Source organism: Hymenobacter koreensis, from assembly GCF_039541855.1.
GTDB classification, from domain to species: domain Bacteria; phylum Bacteroidota; class Bacteroidia; order Cytophagales; family Hymenobacteraceae; genus Solirubrum; species Solirubrum koreensis.
Genome location: NZ_BAABHA010000010.1, coordinates 349,230 through 364,322 on the forward strand (window position 1 = coordinate 349,230; position 15,093 = coordinate 364,322).

A 15,093-nucleotide genomic window follows, 5' to 3' on the forward strand; every position below is an offset into this window, starting at 1 on the left:
CAATTTACCGCTCGCCTAAAACTGGTAACCCAAACCGGCCAGTACGTTTATGCCCTTCACGGGGTAGTTCAGGAAACGCTCGTACTTGCGGCCAAGCAAGTTATTGCCCAAAACAAAGAACGACAAGTTTTCCGAAAAGCGGTAGTCGGCCCGCAGGTTCAAGTCCACCACGGCGTTGGTGGCGCGTAACTGTTCGCGGAATTGCGGCGTGGTGCTTCCCACGGGGTACCGCACCGAACCGTAGCTTGAGCTAAGCGTGTACAACTCACCACCCAGCAACAACTTATCGTACATGTTGTACGAAGCAAAGAACACGCCCTGGAAGTTGGGCCGGTGAAACGGCTCGGCCAGGGTTTTCACGTTGTAGCCGTTGTAATCGAGCCGGGTGCCCACCCGCAATTTCTCGGCGGCGTTGTACACCAGCTCGCCGTGCACGTTCAGCAGCTGCGTCGACTTGGGGTCGTATACCAATTCGTAGCGGGTGGTGTCGCGGCGCGAGAGGTTGTAGAAATACAGGTTGTCGTCGTTGCTGAGGGTAACCTTAACCGATGCCTGCAGATTGCGGACCGGTGCAGCGTTGAAACCGAAGAACACCGTGGGTCCCCGACGCGTGTCGGCCACTTGCTGGCGTTTGCCGAGCCACGCGTTTTCCTGGGTTAGATCGTAAAGCGTAACGCGCTGCAACCCGCCGCCGAGCCCGCCGAAGAGCACGAACTTGTCTTCGACCACGGTGTAGCCCAAGCGCACGGCCGGGAAAAAGTTTACCTGCCGGGCATTATTAATGGTGTCGCCGGTGTAACCAACGGTTCCTCCCACCGATACATCCAGGCGGGTACCCACTTTCTGCTCGTACGCCGCCGTGGCCTGGGCGAAGGGCCGGCTCAGGGAAAAGGCCGAATCTTTCTGGGAAATGAATGACAGGTCACCGTCGAAGCGCACGCGGCCCTTTTCGGTTACGTAGTACGCCGTACGCAATTGCCCGTACACGTTCGATTCCTTGGCATCGAAGCGGTCTTGCCAGTTGCGGTAGCCGCCGGCAATGTCGTACTGAAATGCGGCATCCCGGTCGCGGTTGCGCAGGTACACTTGCCCGTCGACACGGTAAAATACCTGCTTGATGCTGTCGGGTTCGGGCGTGGGCTCCAGGTTCGGGTTATAGCCGTAAAAGTTGGCCCGGTCGCGGCCCAGGTTCAGGCGGGCTCCCAGGGTTAGCGGGCCGTTGTAACGCTCGCCCTGCAGCTGCAGATTGCTTTGCGCTACCGAGGAGTTCTTGCCATCCACCGGACCGCGGGCAGACGAAATATGGTTGAGGTCGAGCCCGTAGGCGTAATCGGCGTTTCGGGTGGTGTGCAGGTGGGCCTGCCCCAGCAACGAAGCGTAGTTGCCCACGCCCAAGCGGGCGTAATTTCCCTGCAAGGGTGTCAGTTCCTCCTGCTTAATGGTCAGTACCCGAACCGATGGGTTCAGGTTCTGGCTCGGCAGGCGGAAATCAGGAAAGGTATAGCGCACCTGCCGGTCGGTTTTGGGTGCCGGGGCCAGCTGAATTTTCTCAAAGTTGCGCGCCGCCTCGGGGAGTTGGTTTTCGCGCTCTTTTACAATCTCAATTTCGGCCTCCTCGATTTTACCGCTGCGCGGCCGCGTGGGCTGGGCTTGCGCCAACGTCGGTACGACAGCGGCGGTCAGGAAAGCGGCCAGAGTTATATGCCGATGGGAAGAATGGCTCATTCAGGAACGTAGGTCTGCGGTTTCGAAACTGGCGGCTTGTGCTTTTTGCACCCGGCCGCCAGTCCCACTACCCGGCTGTTCAACGACTAATTTGATAGGAAACCGGCGGTTTTTACTCTTCGTCTTCCGTGTTCGTCGGCGTAGGAGCCGGCGAGTCGGTAGTGGTGGAGTCGGACTGCGGCTGCAAGGAATTGCGAGTGGCAGAGCGGCGGCCGGTAGTGGCGGGTTTGGGGGTGGCACCCGGTTTGGCTGCCCCCGCTTTAGGCGTACCAGTAGCTGGGGTGGCGGCCCCTCCTTTCGGAGCACCGGCCGGGTTGGCAGCATCCAGCGCGGCCAGCTTCTGTTTGGCCGCTTCCAGCACTTCAGCTACCGGAAACTTATTATCGATGATGGAGCTGAGCGTGGCGCGGGCCTGGAAGGTTTCCCCTTGAGCCACGTAAATGTCGGAAATCAGCAAGAAGGCTTTACCCAGCCACAAATCGTACTGGTTGAAGCTGGAGTTTAGCTTGAAAGCCGCGTCCAGCGCCGCTTCGTTTTTCTTCTGCTGAAACAGCACCTCCGCCAGCGTATACTGCGCTTCGGCACCGTTTACATCCACGGTTTTAGCGGCGGTGGTCAGCTCGGTTACCGCGGCATCTAGTTCGCCGGCTTTGTAGCTGGCTTTGCCGGTGTAGAGCTGCGCGGCGCTGGTAATGGCAGGCGTCGCACTGCCTTCGGCCAGTAATTCGGCGGCCACGCGCTTGGTGCCCGCATAGTCGGCGGCTTCAAACAGGCTGCGCATCAGGCCCAGACCGGCATTTGCCCGGTCGCGGCGGTTGCTGGTGGTTTCGCGCAAACGCGTGTAGAAACGGGCGGCCTCGCCGTAGTTCTTGTTCTCGAACTCCAGTTCGGCCACGCGGCCCACGGCGCGAATCACGTTTTCGCTTTTGCCCTCTTCCACCACAGCCCGCAGACGCGGCAGGGCCTCGGCCTTTTTACCGGTTTTCAGGTACGAGTCGGCTAGGAAGTAGCGCGCATCAGCAGCCAGTACCGTTTGGCTGTATTGCTTCAGGTACGCTTCGAGGCGCGGAATAGCTTGGGCGTATTTCTCAGCCGTGTACAGCGACTTGGCCGCCTCGAACTCCACGCTTTCCACGGCTTTGTCGTTCGGGTTAACCTGCTTGTACTGCGCCAAGGCCTGGTCGAAGTCCTCGGTGCGGCCTAGGGCCGACAAACTCTCTTGCAAGCTCAGAATAGCGCTGGAAGCCGATTTCGTGCGCGGGAACTGCGCCAGCACCTGCCGGAAATCGGTTACGGCTTTCTCGTGCTGTTGCAGGTTTTGGTAGGCAATGCCACGCTTGAGCAAAGCCTGCGGTACCAACGGGGAGTTGGGTCGGCGCTCAATCAGGCGCGAGAAGCCTTCCACAGCCGGTTGGAAATTGCCGCCTTCGTAATCAAGCTGGGCCTGCTGGTATACCGCGTCGTCGGCGTAACGCGAGTTGGGCGAGGTGCGCAACAGCGTCTGCAGCGTTTTGGCGGCGTCGTCTTTGCGGCCCATCAGACTTAGCGCCAGGCTTTTTTGGTAGTACGCAAAGTCTTTGTCGGCCGCATTGGCCTGAATGACTTTGTCGTACAGCTCAATGGCCTGGGTATAGCTTTTGGCCACGTAGTACGTGTCGGCGAGGCGCAGCGTCACGTCATAGTAGTTCGGGTCGGAAGCCGGCTTGGCTTCTTTGTCACTCAGGAAAGCCTGGAAATACGGCCGGGCCTGGGCGTACTGCTTGTTGTTATAATACGCATAACCAAGGCCGTAACGGGCTTTTTGGTCGAAATCGGTTTGGGCCGCAGATCCGCTGCGGGTGGTGCTCAACGCAGCGTTGTAAGCCCGAATAGCCGGCTCGTACTGCAGGCCCACCGAGTAAATCTCACCTTGCAGTACCTGTGCAGCTGCGCGTAGGGCATCGTCCTGCTGCACCCGCAACGACTTCTCGACCAGCGGCAGCGCTTCGCCGTACTTGCCGTTGTTGTAGAGCGTGGCCGCCTGGTAGTAGGCCACGCGCTGGTAAGTAGCGTTTAGCTTAGCCGTACGGTCGTCCAAGCCTTCGAGGTAGCGCAGGGCCCGGGCGTAATCGTTGCTGCCCAGGTAAGCATCCGACAGCAGGTCGTCGGCAATGGCGCGGTTCTTTGAGCGCGGGTACTTCTTTCCGAATTCCTCCAACGCGTCGATGGCATCGGGCGTGTTGCCCAGCTCGTAGCTTACCTGCGCGTACTTCAGCTGAGCGTTTTCGGCCACCAGCTTGTCGAACGGCGCCCGGCGGGCAGCATCAAACGAGGTTAGGGCCAATTGCTTGGAGTTGTTTTGCAGGTAGCTCAGTCCAAGGTGGTAGGCCGCGTTTTGGCCAAGCGAGTCACGCTGGGCCGCCACACCTTTCAGGCTGTTGATAGCGCCTTTGAAGTCGCCTTGCTTGAAGTTCGCGTAACCGATTTTGTACTGCACCATCGGCTCGATTTTCTTGCGGCCGGCGGCGTATTTATCGAAGTACTCGGCGGCTTTGGCAAAATCCTGCTTCTGGTAGAACGCGTCGCCTACTAACAGCTGAATTTCGTCGGCGCCCTGGGGCGGCGGGGTTTGCGCCAGCGCCTTGGTACCGTAGTCGATGAGCCCGTCGAGGTTGCCCTCTTTGTAGAAAATCTGGCTCATGATGGCCGGTACTACGGGCCGGTAAGCGTCGTTCTGCTCGGCGGTGGCCAGGTCCTGGCGCGCTGCGGCGTAGTTACCGGCTTTAAAGGCGAGGTAGCCCGCGTAGTAGCTGCTGGCGTAGCGGTACTGGTGGTTGCCTTGCTTGTTGCGGTCGAAAATCAGCTTGGCTTTTTCAAAATCCTTCAGGGCGAAGTAGCTGTAAGCCAGCTTGAATTCCGACTCGGCCCGCTGCTCGTTGCCGAGGTTATCGGGCGCCACGCGCTGCAGGTATTCGGCGGCGCGCTTGTAGTCCTTCTTGTCGAAGTACGTGCGGCCCAGCTCGAAGTACGCCGACGCGGCCCGGGGGTGCGCGGGGTTGTTATCGGCGAAGGCCAGAATGCGGCTTTCCGCATCGGGGTGAAACAGGTACAAGCCGCTAACGGCGTAGTAGTACTCGGCGTCTACGGTTCGGTCGCGCAGGTCGCCGCTGCGGCGCTGGGTTTGCTCCAGGTACTGCTGAAAGGCAGCTTGGGCGGCCCCGTACTGGGCGCGGTCGAAGAGTTCGAGGCCTTCGAAGAATGGGCGTTCTTCGTTAGTGAATTTCTGGGTATGCTGGGCTTGCGCGGCCAGCGGCGTCGCGGCACTGAGCGAGGCAGCCAGCGCCAGGCGAGAGAGAAGCTTCATTTGCGGAGCGTTGCGGGAGGAAGGGCCCCGTCGGCCCGGGATGTTCAAAAGTAGGGAAAAATGGCCGCGGGTTGCGCCTATTCCCTTTCCTTCAACGTGGATTCAGCCGAATATGGTATTCCGGCCGGCGGCCTTCGTTTAAAGCAAGCCAGGACTCGCGGCTCCAATACGCAAAACCGGCTGCCGGGGCTACATAGCGCCAGCAGCCGGTTTTGCTACTCACAGGTCCGTAGCCTTAATACGCGCATCGAAGCTGAACTCCTCCCGCCCTAGTATTTGAATGCGGCTGAAATCGGGGTGGCGACTGTGCAGGATAAAGTTGCTTTCCTGCGGCACAATGGACGACGGCACCCGCAGCACGGCTGAGCGGCGCGCTTCGTACCAGGCGCTGCCCAAAGGCTGGCACACGGCGTAGCGGCTGGCTTTTTCCCAGCCCGGCGGCAAATCCGCCGGGTTGATTTCTTCCACCAGCAGGTCGTCGGGCACGTCTATCACCAGCACCCGAAACTGCTCGTTCAGGCCTTCGCCGCTGCGGTGCACCACGTTTTCGAGGCAAGCCAGGGCCCGGCTGGCAGCGGTGTAAATCACGAACTGGTCTTTGAAATTCCAGCGCGCCCGGTAGCCCGAGGCAAACAGCCCGTCGGCGTACTTAGCCAGGCAAATGCGGTATACCAGCACGGGCTACGACAAGTCGCCGTGGGCAATGCGCTGCAATTCCTCGGCCACCAGATCTATGCCGCCGGAAGTTTCGAGCAAACGCAGGGGCACTTCCTGGTCGAGGCCGTGGGCGGGCTTATCCAGCCAGCGCAGAAAAGCGGCCGCTTCGCCGAACACCTCTACGCCCAGGTTGTAGAGGGCAATAATCTTGAGGGTCTTTTCGCTGCTGGCGGCGCTCAGCGGCTTTTTCTCCTGCGAGTAGCTGCGCAGCGTCTTCGTCGACAGCTCGTAGATGGCCTCCAGCTCGTGGGCCTGCAGCTGGTAGGCCTCGGCTACCTCGAAAGCCGTGGCAGCCGGCACGCCTTTGCGCGCCTCCAGCACCAAGGCAAACGAATCTTTGCCGGTGCGGCCCCAAGCCGCCCATTTCTTGCGCAGCCCCACGGGCAAGGCCGTATCTGCTTTGGGTTTGATGCTGGTAGTTGCCATGGTACTCTGAGGAATGCAGCCGAAACTTAGGGAAATTTTTCTCTTTAACGTGGAAAAATTTCTTTTAGGTTCATTCTTATATCAAGGAAGTCCGTTCAGGATTTAAATAGTCCAGACTTCTGACTTCAAACAGGTCCTCTAAAGCCTCCCATCCTTTTTGGATCTTATAATCACGCTCCGCTTCCGTAATCGGAATGAGCCAGTAGTGCATTAAAGAGTCATTCCCGACCTCAAACTGCTGTAAATCTTCTTAATCCAGATACGGCCAAGAAATAAACCCATGGTCACACACCGAAGAATCCATCCAAGCCTGTCCAAAATTCACGGTGTGGTTCAACCCTAGCTCAGCAACATTGCGGTGGAAAGAAGCTGCTGCAACCAGGAGTTCCACTAGGTCAATGCTTTCCTTTGAAGAGAAAAGGTGCAGTTCAAACAATTCCCCCGCCATGCCCAAGGTCATGCCTAGAGTTGAGTAAATCCAAAAGCTGTGAGTGCCTCCTGGCTCAAACTCAAGGACTCTAAAATCGGGATGTAGCTTTTCCGTTGGCCCAAGCTCCCATTTTATCCTGCGGCTTTGGGTTTGCCACACCGACTCAAGATGGCATTGTAGAGCGTCGAGGTTGTATTCCATTTCGCTCCTGTCACTTACCCCAGCACCGCCGCCACCGGCACTTGCGGGTGCAGAATCATGAACACCAGCTCCTGCAGAATATCACCGTCGGCCATGGAGCCGCTTTCCACGCCCTTGCTTTGCAAATCGGCGCGGCGGATGAGGCGAATGATGTCGCGGGTGCGTTGGTAGTTGAATACCTTTTGGGCCTGCTGGTATTCCTTCTGGGCAAAGGCGTGGGCAATGCCGAGGCGCTTCCAGTCGGCGGCCGTGGGGTTGGGCAGCGTATGCAACTGCAGCAGCCGCAGGAAGAAGTTAAAGAGCAACGTGAGGTTGGGAATAAGCGGGTTATCCTTAGGGTTGGCCGCGAAGTGCTGCACGATGCGGTTAGCCTTCAGAATATCACGCGTTACCAGGGCCTTCTGCAGCTCGAAGATGTTGTAGTCTTTGCTGATGCCCACCAAACGCTGCACTGTGGCCGCATCAATGGGCTCACCCGGCTTCAGGTTCAGCTCAATCTTCTGGATTTCGCCCAACAATCGGCCCAGGTCCGGCCCGATGTATTCGCTCAGCAGTTGCACGGCATCGTCGTGAATGGGCCGCTGGCGCTGCTTCATGGTGGCCTGCAGCCACTGCGGCACCTGGTAGTCGCGCAGTTTATCAGACGTAAGCAGCACCGCATGTTCGGCTATCAGCTTGCCAAGCTTTTTGCGGCCGTCGAGGGTTTTGTGCTTGTAGCCGAACACCAGCACCGTGCTCGGCAGCGGGTTTTTCAGGTAAGCTTCCAGCTGAGTGGCGCCGCTTTCGGAGTCGAGGCCGGGTAGATTCTGGGCTTCCTTTACAATGACCACCGTGCGCTCGGCCATCATGGGAAAGCGGCGGGCCTGGCCCAGCACGGTGGGCACGTCGGTGTCTTTGCCGTACAGCACCACCTGGTTAAAACCTTTGTCGGCTTCGCTGAGCACGTTTTTCTCGATGAAGTCGGAGGCTAAATCGATATAATACGGCTCCTCCCCTTGCAGAAAATACACCGGCGCAAACTGCCGTTTCTGCAGTTGCTGCATGAGTTGGTCGGCTGAAAGAGCAGGCATAATCGGAGTTGTCAGTTGGGAGTTATCAGTTGCCAGGGCGCGCAACAGCGGATAACGCCCTACTCAACTTCCGCGCAAAGGTACCGCCCTGCCCTTACCTTTGCGCCTCCAGTGCATCGGTTTTGCCCATTGGCTACTGACAACTGACAACCCGCAACTGACAACTGAATGGACCTGATTGAAGAACTGCGCTGGCGCGGCATGTTTCACGACATGATGCCCGGCACCGACGAGCACCTGCGCCAGAACGCCCCCATCAGCGGCTACATCGGCTTCGACCCCACCGCGGCTTCGCTACACATCGGTAACCTGGCCACCATTATGCTGCTGGTGCACCTGCAGCGCGCCGGCCACCGCCCGGTAGCCCTGGTAGGCGGGGCCACCGGCATGATTGGCGACCCGTCGGGCAAGTCGGCCGAACGCAATTTGCTGGACGAAGAAACCCTGCGCCGCAACCAGAACGGCATTAAAGCGCAGTTAGAGAAGTTTCTCGATTTCTCGGAAGGCCCCACCGGTGCCTTGGTCGTGAATAACTACGACTGGTTCAAGGAATTCGGCTTTTTGCAGTTTTTGCGCGAAGTAGGCAAGCACCTCACGGTGAACTACATGATGGCCAAGGACTCGGTAAAGCGCCGCATCAGCGGCAACGAGGAGACCGGCGCTGAGGGCCTGAGCTACACCGAGTTCAGCTACCAGCTGCTGCAGGGTTATGACTTTCAGCACCTCTACAAAAACCTGGGCGTAACGCTGCAAATGGGCGCTTCCGACCAGTGGGGCAACATCACCACCGGCACCGAGCTGATCCGGCGCATGAGCGGCGGCGAGGGAAAAGCCTATGCCCTCACCGGTCAGCTCATCACCAAGGCCGACGGCACCAAGTACGGCAAGAGCGAAACCGGCACCGTGTGGCTCGACCCCACCATGACTTCGCCCTACCAGTTCTACCAGTTCTTCCTGAACGCCGCCGACGCCGACGTGCCGCGCCTGATTCGCGTGTTTACGCTGCTCAACCAAGCCGAGATTGAAGCCCTGGAAGCCGAGCACGCCCAAGCCCCGCACCAGCGCCTCCTGCAGAAAACCCTGGCGCAAGACGTAACCACCCGCGTGCACGGCGCAGCAGCTTACGAAGCGGCTTTGTCGGCCTCGCAGGTACTGTTCGGTGGCGGTGACCTGGCCAGCCTCGACGAGCCCACCCTGCTCGACGTGTTTGCCGGCGTCCCTCATCTTTCGGTGCCCCGTGAGCAACTTGCGGACCTCACTGTACTCGATTTAGTAAGCGAGGCCACCGGCTTCCAGATTTTCCCCTCCAAAGGCAAGGCGCGCGAGCAGGTACTGGCCGGCGGCGTAAGCCTGAACCGCCAGCGCGCCGACGCACCGGCCCAGGCGGCTACCGAGCTGCCCTTGGTGCAGGACCGCTACATCGTAGCCCAGAAAGGCAAGAAGAACTACTACCTGATCAAGCTGACCTAAATCAGCCACAACAGAGAAAACAAAAAGGGCGCCCGACATGTCGGGTGCCCTTTTTGTATGGGTAACAGAGTGCGGCCAGGCGGCCGCGCCGAATTACTTCTTTTTAGCCGGAGCAGCTTTCTTAGCAGCAGCCGGAGCAGCCTTCTTAGCAGCGGGCTTGGCAGCACCAGCAGCGGCACCGGTACCGGCAGCGCTGTTTTTGGTGTTTTGAACTTCCGAACGGATGGCCTGGGCCATGTTCTTCAGTTCCTGCATGCCTTTGCGTACACGCGTACCAGCAGCAGAGTTGTTCTTGTCGTAGAACTTCTCGAAGTCACCTTCCAGAGACATTACGAGGTCACGCAGGGAGCCAAAGTTATTAGCCATGATTAAAAGAGAGAGGTTTGTGGTGTGGAACAAGAATTTGACCGGGTCTAATATACGGGCATTTCAAATACAAGCTAATTTTTTACTTTTTTTTTAAACGGCCAATACAGCGCGTATGGGCCCATTTCGACACCCAAAATCTGCGTTTTAGCATTTAACAGCTCATCAATTTCTCCTCATATAATACAAAAAACGAACTGCCCGCTGCGGGGTGCAACGGGCAGTTCGTGTCTTTAGCAAAATGGCGTTTTAAGCCGTTGCGGGCTGTTTCGAATACAAGCCCTTATCCAGCTTGGCTGCCACGGCCTCAAAGGCCGCAATGGTCTGCCGCACGTCTTCCAGCGTGTGGGTAGCCGTCGGAATCAGGCGCAGCATAATCACGTCTTTCGGCACCACTGGGTACACCACAATGGAGCAGAAAATGCCGTAATTCTCTCTCAAATCGAAGGTTAGCTGCGTAGCATCGGGGATCTGGCCGTTGAGCAGCACCGGCGTAACCGGCGACTCTGTGGTGCCGATGTTAAAGCCCTTTTCGCGCAAACCGCTTTGCAGGGCGTGTACGATTGTCCAGAGGTTATCTTTCAATTCCGGCTGCGTGCGCAGCAGCTCCAAACGACGGATTGCGCCCACCGTAAGCGGCATGGGCAGGGATTTGGCGAAAATCTGGCTGCGCATGTTGTAGCGCAAATATTCAATTACCGATTCTGGCCCGCCCACGAAGGCACCGATGCTGGCCATGGACTTCGCGAACGTCGAAAAATAAACGTCAATGCCGTCCTGAATGCCCAAATGTTCGCCCGTACCAGCGCCCGTTTCGCCCATGGTCCCGAATCCGTGCGCGTCGTCGACGAACAAACGGAACTCGAATTTCTCTTTCAGGGCCACCACTTCGCGCAGCTTGCCGAGGTTGCCCGACATGCCGAACACGCCTTCGGTAATCACCAGAATGCCGCCGCCGGTTTCTTGGGTCATGCGAGTGGCACGCTCCAGCTGCTTCTCCAGGCCGGCCATGTCGTTGTGCGGGTACACAAACCGTTTGCCCTGGTGCAGGCGCACGCCGTCGATGATACAGGCATGCGACTCGGCGTCGTACACAATCACGTCGTGGCGCGACACCAGCGCGTCGATGATGCTCACCACGCCTTGGTAGCCGAAATTCAGCAGCAGCACATCGGGCTTGTTGATGAACTCGGCCAGATCGGCCTCCAGCTTCTCGTGGTAGTTGGAGTTGCCGCTCATGATGCGGGCACCCATGGGCAGGGCCATGCCAAACTCGGCAGCAGCCTCGGCGTCCACTTTACGCACCTCGGGGTGGTTGGCCAAACCGAGGTAGTTGTTCAGGCTCCAGTTTAATACTTCCTTGCCCCGGAAGACCATTCGGGGGCTGATTTCGCCTTCGAGCTTGGGAAAAGTAAAGTAGCCGTGGGCGTAGTGCGAGTGGCTGCCGAGCGGGCCGCGGTTGGCGGCAATTCTCTCAAAAATATCCACGCGGGAATGCTTTTGGGTGGGGTAACTGAAAAATGACGGTCCTGCACCTCGTTGAGGCACGGCCGAACACGGCGCAAGTTACGAAACGACGCCCAGCCCGCCGTTAGTAAGTTGCGAGGTATTAGGAAGTGCGATGCGGTAACAGGTGATGCGGTTAATAGGTGACAAGTCTGCGGCCAAGAAGTTTTACCGATAATTTACCCTCGTGCGTTCCGCGTCTCCTCAGGACCTGTTACGTGTCACCCCTACCTATTACCTTCGGCCCGCTAAATCTGCTGTTCCCCTCCGCCCCTTCGGCATGAAGAAAATCACCAAGCTGCTCGTCGCCAACCGCGGCGAAATTGCCCTGCGCGTGCTGCGCTCGGCCCGCGAAATGGGCCTGAAAACCGTGGCCATTTACTCCGAAGCCGACCGCAACGCCCTACATGTGCGCTACGCCGACGAAGCTGTGTGCGTGGGCGGTCCGCAATCCAGCCAAAGCTACCTGCGCGGCGACCGTATCATTGAAGTTTGCCAGGAGCTAGGCGTCGATGCCATTCACCCCGGCTACGGTTTCCTCTCCGAAAACGCCGAGTTTGCCCGCAAGGTGAAAGAAGCCGGCATTACGTTCGTCGGTCCTTCGCCGGAGGCCATGAACATTATGGGCGACAAGCTTTCGGCCAAACAAGCCGTGAAAGCCTACGACATTCCGCTGGTACCCGGCACCGACGAGGCCATTTCCGACGTGGAAGAGGCCAAGCGCATTGCTCGCGCGGTGGGTTTCCCTATCCTTATTAAGGCCTCGGCCGGCGGCGGCGGCAAAGGCATGCGCCTCGTGCACCAGGAGTCCGAGTTTGAAGAGCAGATGAAGATGGCCGTTTCGGAAGCCGTTTCCTCGTTCGGCGACGGCGCCGTGTTCATTGAGAAGTTCGTGACCGGACCGCGCCACATCGAAATTCAGGTGCTCGGCGACGAGCACGGTAACATTGTGCACCTGTTTGAGCGGGAATGCTCCATTCAGCGCCGCCACCAGAAGGTAATTGAGGAGGCACCCTCGGCGGTGCTCACGCCCGAGCTGCGCGCCGAAATGGGCCGCTGCGCCGTAGACGTGGCCCGCGCCTGCAACTACACCGGCGCCGGCACCGTGGAGTTCCTGCTCGACGACCAGCGCAACTTCTACTTTCTCGAAATGAACACCCGCCTGCAGGTGGAGCACCCCGTAACGGAGTGCATTACCGGGCTGGATTTAGTAAAGGAGCAGATTAAGGTAGCCCAAGGCCAGCCGCTAAGCTTCCGCCAGGAAGACCTCTCCATTACCGGCCACGCCCTGGAGCTGCGCGTGTACGCCGAAGACCCGCAAAACAACTTCCTTCCCGACATCGGCAACCTGGCAGTGTATGTACGCCCCCAGGGCCCCGGCGTACGAGTCGACGACGGCTTTGAGCAGGGCATGGACATTCCGATTTACTACGACCCCATGATTGCCAAGCTGGTCACCTACGGGAAAGACCGCACCGAGGCCATCGAGCGGATGCTGCGCGCCATTGCCGAGTACCAGATTACCGGCATCGAAACCACGCTGCCCTTCGGCACCTACGTCCTCACCCACCCCGCCTTCGTTTCCGGCGACTTCGACACGAACTTCATCAAGGACCACTTCCAGCCCAGCGTACTGGCCAACAACGCCCCAAACGCCGAGCTGGAGCAACTTGCCGCTGTTTTCGCCGCAAAGATGCTCACGGAGCAAAAGGCCACGGCTGTTGCGAATGGCGCTAACGCTAATGGTTCGGCGGTGGGGGCTTCTAATTGGAAGAAAAATCGGTTAACGCGCTAGTTATAGAAACGCGCACGCCGGGCCATAACTGGTCCGGCGTGCGCGTTTCTATACTTATGATTGGCTCACCAAACGCGGAAGCCAATATTTCTACAAGCGGTTGGCAAGCAATGTTGGCATGTTGGAGGTTTTTACAAGCCGGAAAACACTTAACGAGAACAAGATTCAAAACTGCTTTTCTACGATTTCAGCTTGTAGAATTTCTGTAATGAAAAATGTGGGAATTTGTGTACTCAGCCATGGCTTCCTCTTATTGGAATTAGGCCTAAAGGCAGGATTGGGTAGAGTAATTAATAATTCTTTATAGGCAACGTAACGAAACTTTATTTTTACAAGATGCAATTCGCCAGTTATGCCTCGCGCACGCCAAAATTTATTATAGTGCAGGTTCTGTGCGCCGAAGCCGTGTCTTATACTTAGCAAAAGTGGACTAGTAACTGTTTCACATGCTGCAAGATTCCGTTGAATACTGTCCGCCATATCTGGGGGCAGAAAGGCGCCAAACCGAGTGAAACTGGTAAAAAAGACTCCTGCTTTCAATGCCTTGCTGAAACGTAACGGCTTGTTTCGGTATTGGATGAAGTAGTTTCCTCCCACAAGGCCCACCGGTAAAGCGGTAGATATATCCCCTTCAGATGTATACCCACCAACGACACCTGCGTAGCCAGGCATTAGCACAAACCCCTCGAAGGTCATAGTGTCGCCTTGTGGGCAGGTTTCTTTCTGGGAATAAGAGCTGTGAGCACATAGCAATATTACGAGCAACAAATAAAAAACATGTTTCATACAAAGGAGGCCAGTTCTATAGTGAGCTATGTGGTTTGGTTTGTATAAGCCACATGATTAAAACCATTATTGCAAAAACCAGCGGAATAGCTAAGATGATCAGGATTCCCCGCACGCGCTTTTGTTTTTTTGACTCTTGTTCCCACCGTTTGGCAAGCAGGGGATACTTATTATAGTACCTAAAAGAATTGTAAACCAATAGCAGCGTACAAACCACGATAGCAGCATTTCCCCACGTTTTCGAATGGTTGGGCGAAGCAAGGCCACCCAGGACAAACCCTATCCAGGATAAGCCCAAGATTGTAATCAGCAAAAACTGCAGCGCGCTGAGTCCCACAACAGCAGTGGCGGCACCTACGCCATCGTTTTTGTAATAGGTTTTTGCCACACGGTAGAAGAAATAATCGAAAACTTTCATTCAGAATATAGATTCTAACTAGAACACTCAAAAGAAGAGCCTTTACTGCAGTTCCGTTAAATCCTGCACCCCAATCGGCCGCTCCACGGTAAATCCTTCGCCGAATTCCACCCCGATGATGTGTCCCATTTCGCGGGCGCGGGCTTCGAGGAACTGCCAGAACACGGGCGAGGAAATATAGGTCTGCTCCTCCCCTTCGCCGGCCACGTTAAATTGCGACTTGAAGGCGGCAATGGCTTCGCGCTTCTTCGCCCAGTGCGCCGAAATATCCACGATGAAGTCGGGTTTGATCTGGCGGTCCTGGATGTAGTGGTACACATGCTTGGGGCGCCAGGCGGCTTGCGGCTGCCCGTCGGGGCCCAGCGTCTCTATCATCTTCAGGCCCGAAAGGAAACAGGCCTCCGACTCCAGCTGCGAGCCGCGGCCGTGGTCGGGGTGCCGGTCGTGAATGGCGTTGAGCAATACCACCTCGGGCTGGTAGCGCCGGATGGCGGCAATAATGGGCAGCTGATGTTCGCGCACGTTCTGGAAGAAGCCGTCGGGCAGGCCCAGGTTTTCGCGGGCGTGCAGGCCTAGAATCTGCGAGGCCGCGGCAGCTTCTTCGGCGCGGGTAGCGGGCGTGCCGCGTGTGCCCAGCTCACCGCGCGTGAGGTCTACAATTCCTATTTTCTTGCCGTTAGCCGCCGCAGCCAGCATCGCGCCTGCGCACGACATTTCCGCATCGTCGGGGTGGGCGGCCAGCGCCAGAATGTCGAGTTTCATCCTAATTGAATTGTTAAATGGCTGGATGGTTAAATGGTTGGTCGTTCTTCCGTATGCAGCGCAGAACGACCAGCCATT

At 57.5% G+C, this 15,093-nt stretch carries 12 protein-coding genes and 2 pseudogenes; 2 read left to right on the forward strand and 12 right to left on the reverse strand.

Features of this window, described 5'->3' with window-relative positions:
- Window positions 1-15 precede the first annotated feature (15 nt).
- The 7 genes and pseudogenes from ABD903_RS15455 to holA form a co-directional block, all read right to left on the reverse strand.
- The gene (locus ABD903_RS15455) at window positions 16-1,725 is read right to left on the reverse strand and encodes a TonB-dependent receptor (RefSeq protein WP_345225748.1); all 1,710 of its coding nucleotides are present in this window, start codon (window positions 1,723-1,725) and stop codon (window positions 16-18) included.
- Window positions 1,726-1,837: 112 nt separating this feature from the next.
- Complete coding sequence (locus tag ABD903_RS15460) at window positions 1,838-5,068, reverse strand: tetratricopeptide repeat protein (RefSeq protein WP_345225750.1); 3,231 nt, start codon at window positions 5,066-5,068, stop codon at window positions 1,838-1,840.
- 219 nt (window positions 5,069-5,287) lie between these two features.
- Window positions 5,288-5,746, reverse strand: coding sequence for an RES family NAD+ phosphorylase (locus ABD903_RS15465; protein WP_345225751.1), 459 nt, complete (start codon window positions 5,744-5,746; stop codon window positions 5,288-5,290).
- Between the two features lie 3 nt (window positions 5,747-5,749).
- Window positions 5,750-6,211: a type II RES/Xre toxin-antitoxin system antitoxin gene (parS, locus tag ABD903_RS15470; RefSeq protein WP_345225753.1), complete on the reverse strand. Its 462-nt coding sequence runs from the start codon at window positions 6,209-6,211 to the stop codon at window positions 5,750-5,752.
- Window positions 6,212-6,287: 76 nt separating this feature from the next.
- A pseudogene (locus ABD903_RS23280) lies at window positions 6,288-6,449 on the reverse strand (suppressor of fused domain protein); the annotation flags it as partial.
- Window positions 6,450-6,461: 12 nt separating this feature from the next.
- A complete protein-coding gene (locus tag ABD903_RS15475; RefSeq protein WP_345225754.1) occupies window positions 6,462-6,842 on the reverse strand; it encodes a hypothetical protein in 381 nt (126 codons plus the stop codon).
- 14 nt (window positions 6,843-6,856) lie between these two features.
- Window positions 6,857-7,912, reverse strand: a complete 1,056-nt coding sequence (gene holA, locus ABD903_RS15480; RefSeq protein ID WP_345225755.1) for a DNA polymerase III subunit delta — start codon at window positions 7,910-7,912, stop codon at window positions 6,857-6,859.
- 168 nt (window positions 7,913-8,080) lie between these two features.
- Here holA and tyrS point away from each other — a divergent pair, with 168 nt between their 5' ends.
- The gene (gene tyrS / locus ABD903_RS15485) at window positions 8,081-9,382 is read left to right on the forward strand and encodes a tyrosine--tRNA ligase (RefSeq protein WP_345225757.1); all 1,302 of its coding nucleotides are present in this window, start codon (window positions 8,081-8,083) and stop codon (window positions 9,380-9,382) included.
- 192 nt (window positions 9,383-9,574) lie between these two features.
- On the opposite strand, the pseudogene ABD903_RS15490 reads toward tyrS, so the two are convergent.
- Together ABD903_RS15490 and ABD903_RS15495 are read right to left on the reverse strand one after the other, a co-directional pair.
- Window positions 9,575-9,748: pseudogene (locus tag ABD903_RS15490) on the reverse strand (histone H1); the annotation flags it as partial.
- 249 nt (window positions 9,749-9,997) lie between these two features.
- The gene (locus ABD903_RS15495) at window positions 9,998-11,236 is read right to left on the reverse strand and encodes an aminotransferase class I/II-fold pyridoxal phosphate-dependent enzyme (protein ID WP_345225759.1); all 1,239 of its coding nucleotides are present in this window, start codon (window positions 11,234-11,236) and stop codon (window positions 9,998-10,000) included.
- A gap of 298 nt (window positions 11,237-11,534) precedes the next feature.
- Between ABD903_RS15495 and accC the strand changes: the two genes are divergently transcribed.
- Complete coding sequence (gene accC / locus ABD903_RS15500) at window positions 11,535-13,049, forward strand: acetyl-CoA carboxylase biotin carboxylase subunit (RefSeq protein WP_345225761.1); 1,515 nt, start codon at window positions 11,535-11,537, stop codon at window positions 13,047-13,049.
- Between the two features lie 165 nt (window positions 13,050-13,214).
- Here accC and ABD903_RS15505 read toward each other — a convergent pair whose 3' ends face one another.
- The 3 genes from ABD903_RS15505 to bshB1 are packed head-to-tail and all read right to left on the reverse strand — an operon-like array spanning window position 13,215 to window position 15,015.
- Window positions 13,215-13,835 (reverse strand): hypothetical protein, encoded by a 621-nt coding sequence (locus ABD903_RS15505; RefSeq protein ID WP_345225762.1) that lies wholly within the window; start codon window positions 13,833-13,835, stop codon window positions 13,215-13,217.
- Window positions 13,836-13,851: 16 nt separating this feature from the next.
- Window positions 13,852-14,253, reverse strand: a complete 402-nt coding sequence (locus tag ABD903_RS15510) for a hypothetical protein (RefSeq protein ID WP_345225764.1) — start codon at window positions 14,251-14,253, stop codon at window positions 13,852-13,854.
- 42 nt (window positions 14,254-14,295) lie between these two features.
- Window positions 14,296-15,015 carry a bacillithiol biosynthesis deacetylase BshB1 gene (bshB1, locus tag ABD903_RS15515; protein WP_345225765.1) on the reverse strand — a complete coding sequence of 240 codons (720 nt, stop codon included), beginning with the start codon at window positions 15,013-15,015 and terminating at the stop codon, window positions 14,296-14,298.
- Window positions 15,016-15,093 lie beyond the last annotated feature (78 nt).

Coding starts and splice junctions, on each gene's coding strand:
- ABD903_RS15455 (WP_345225748.1), bottom strand. CDS start 1,725: ATGAGCCATTCTTCCCATCGGCATATAACTCTGGCCGCTTTCCTGACC.
- ABD903_RS15460 (WP_345225750.1), bottom strand. CDS start 5,068: ATGAAGCTTCTCTCTCGCCTGGCGCTGGCTGCCTCGCTCAGTGCCGCG.
- parS (WP_345225753.1), bottom strand. CDS start 6,211: ATGGCAACTACCAGCATCAAACCCAAAGCAGATACGGCCTTGCCCGTG.
- ABD903_RS15475 (WP_345225754.1), bottom strand. CDS start 6,842: ATGGAATACAACCTCGACGCTCTACAATGCCATCTTGAGTCGGTGTGG.
- holA (WP_345225755.1), bottom strand. CDS start 7,912: ATGCCTGCTCTTTCAGCCGACCAACTCATGCAGCAACTGCAGAAACGG.
- tyrS (WP_345225757.1), top strand. CDS start 8,081: ATGGACCTGATTGAAGAACTGCGCTGGCGCGGCATGTTTCACGACATG.
- accC (WP_345225761.1), top strand. CDS start 11,535: ATGAAGAAAATCACCAAGCTGCTCGTCGCCAACCGCGGCGAAATTGCC.
- ABD903_RS15505 (WP_345225762.1), bottom strand. CDS start 13,835: ATGAAACATGTTTTTTATTTGTTGCTCGTAATATTGCTATGTGCTCAC.
- ABD903_RS15510 (WP_345225764.1), bottom strand. CDS start 14,253: ATGAAAGTTTTCGATTATTTCTTCTACCGTGTGGCAAAAACCTATTAC.
- bshB1 (WP_345225765.1), bottom strand. CDS start 15,015: ATGAAACTCGACATTCTGGCGCTGGCCGCCCACCCCGACGATGCGGAA.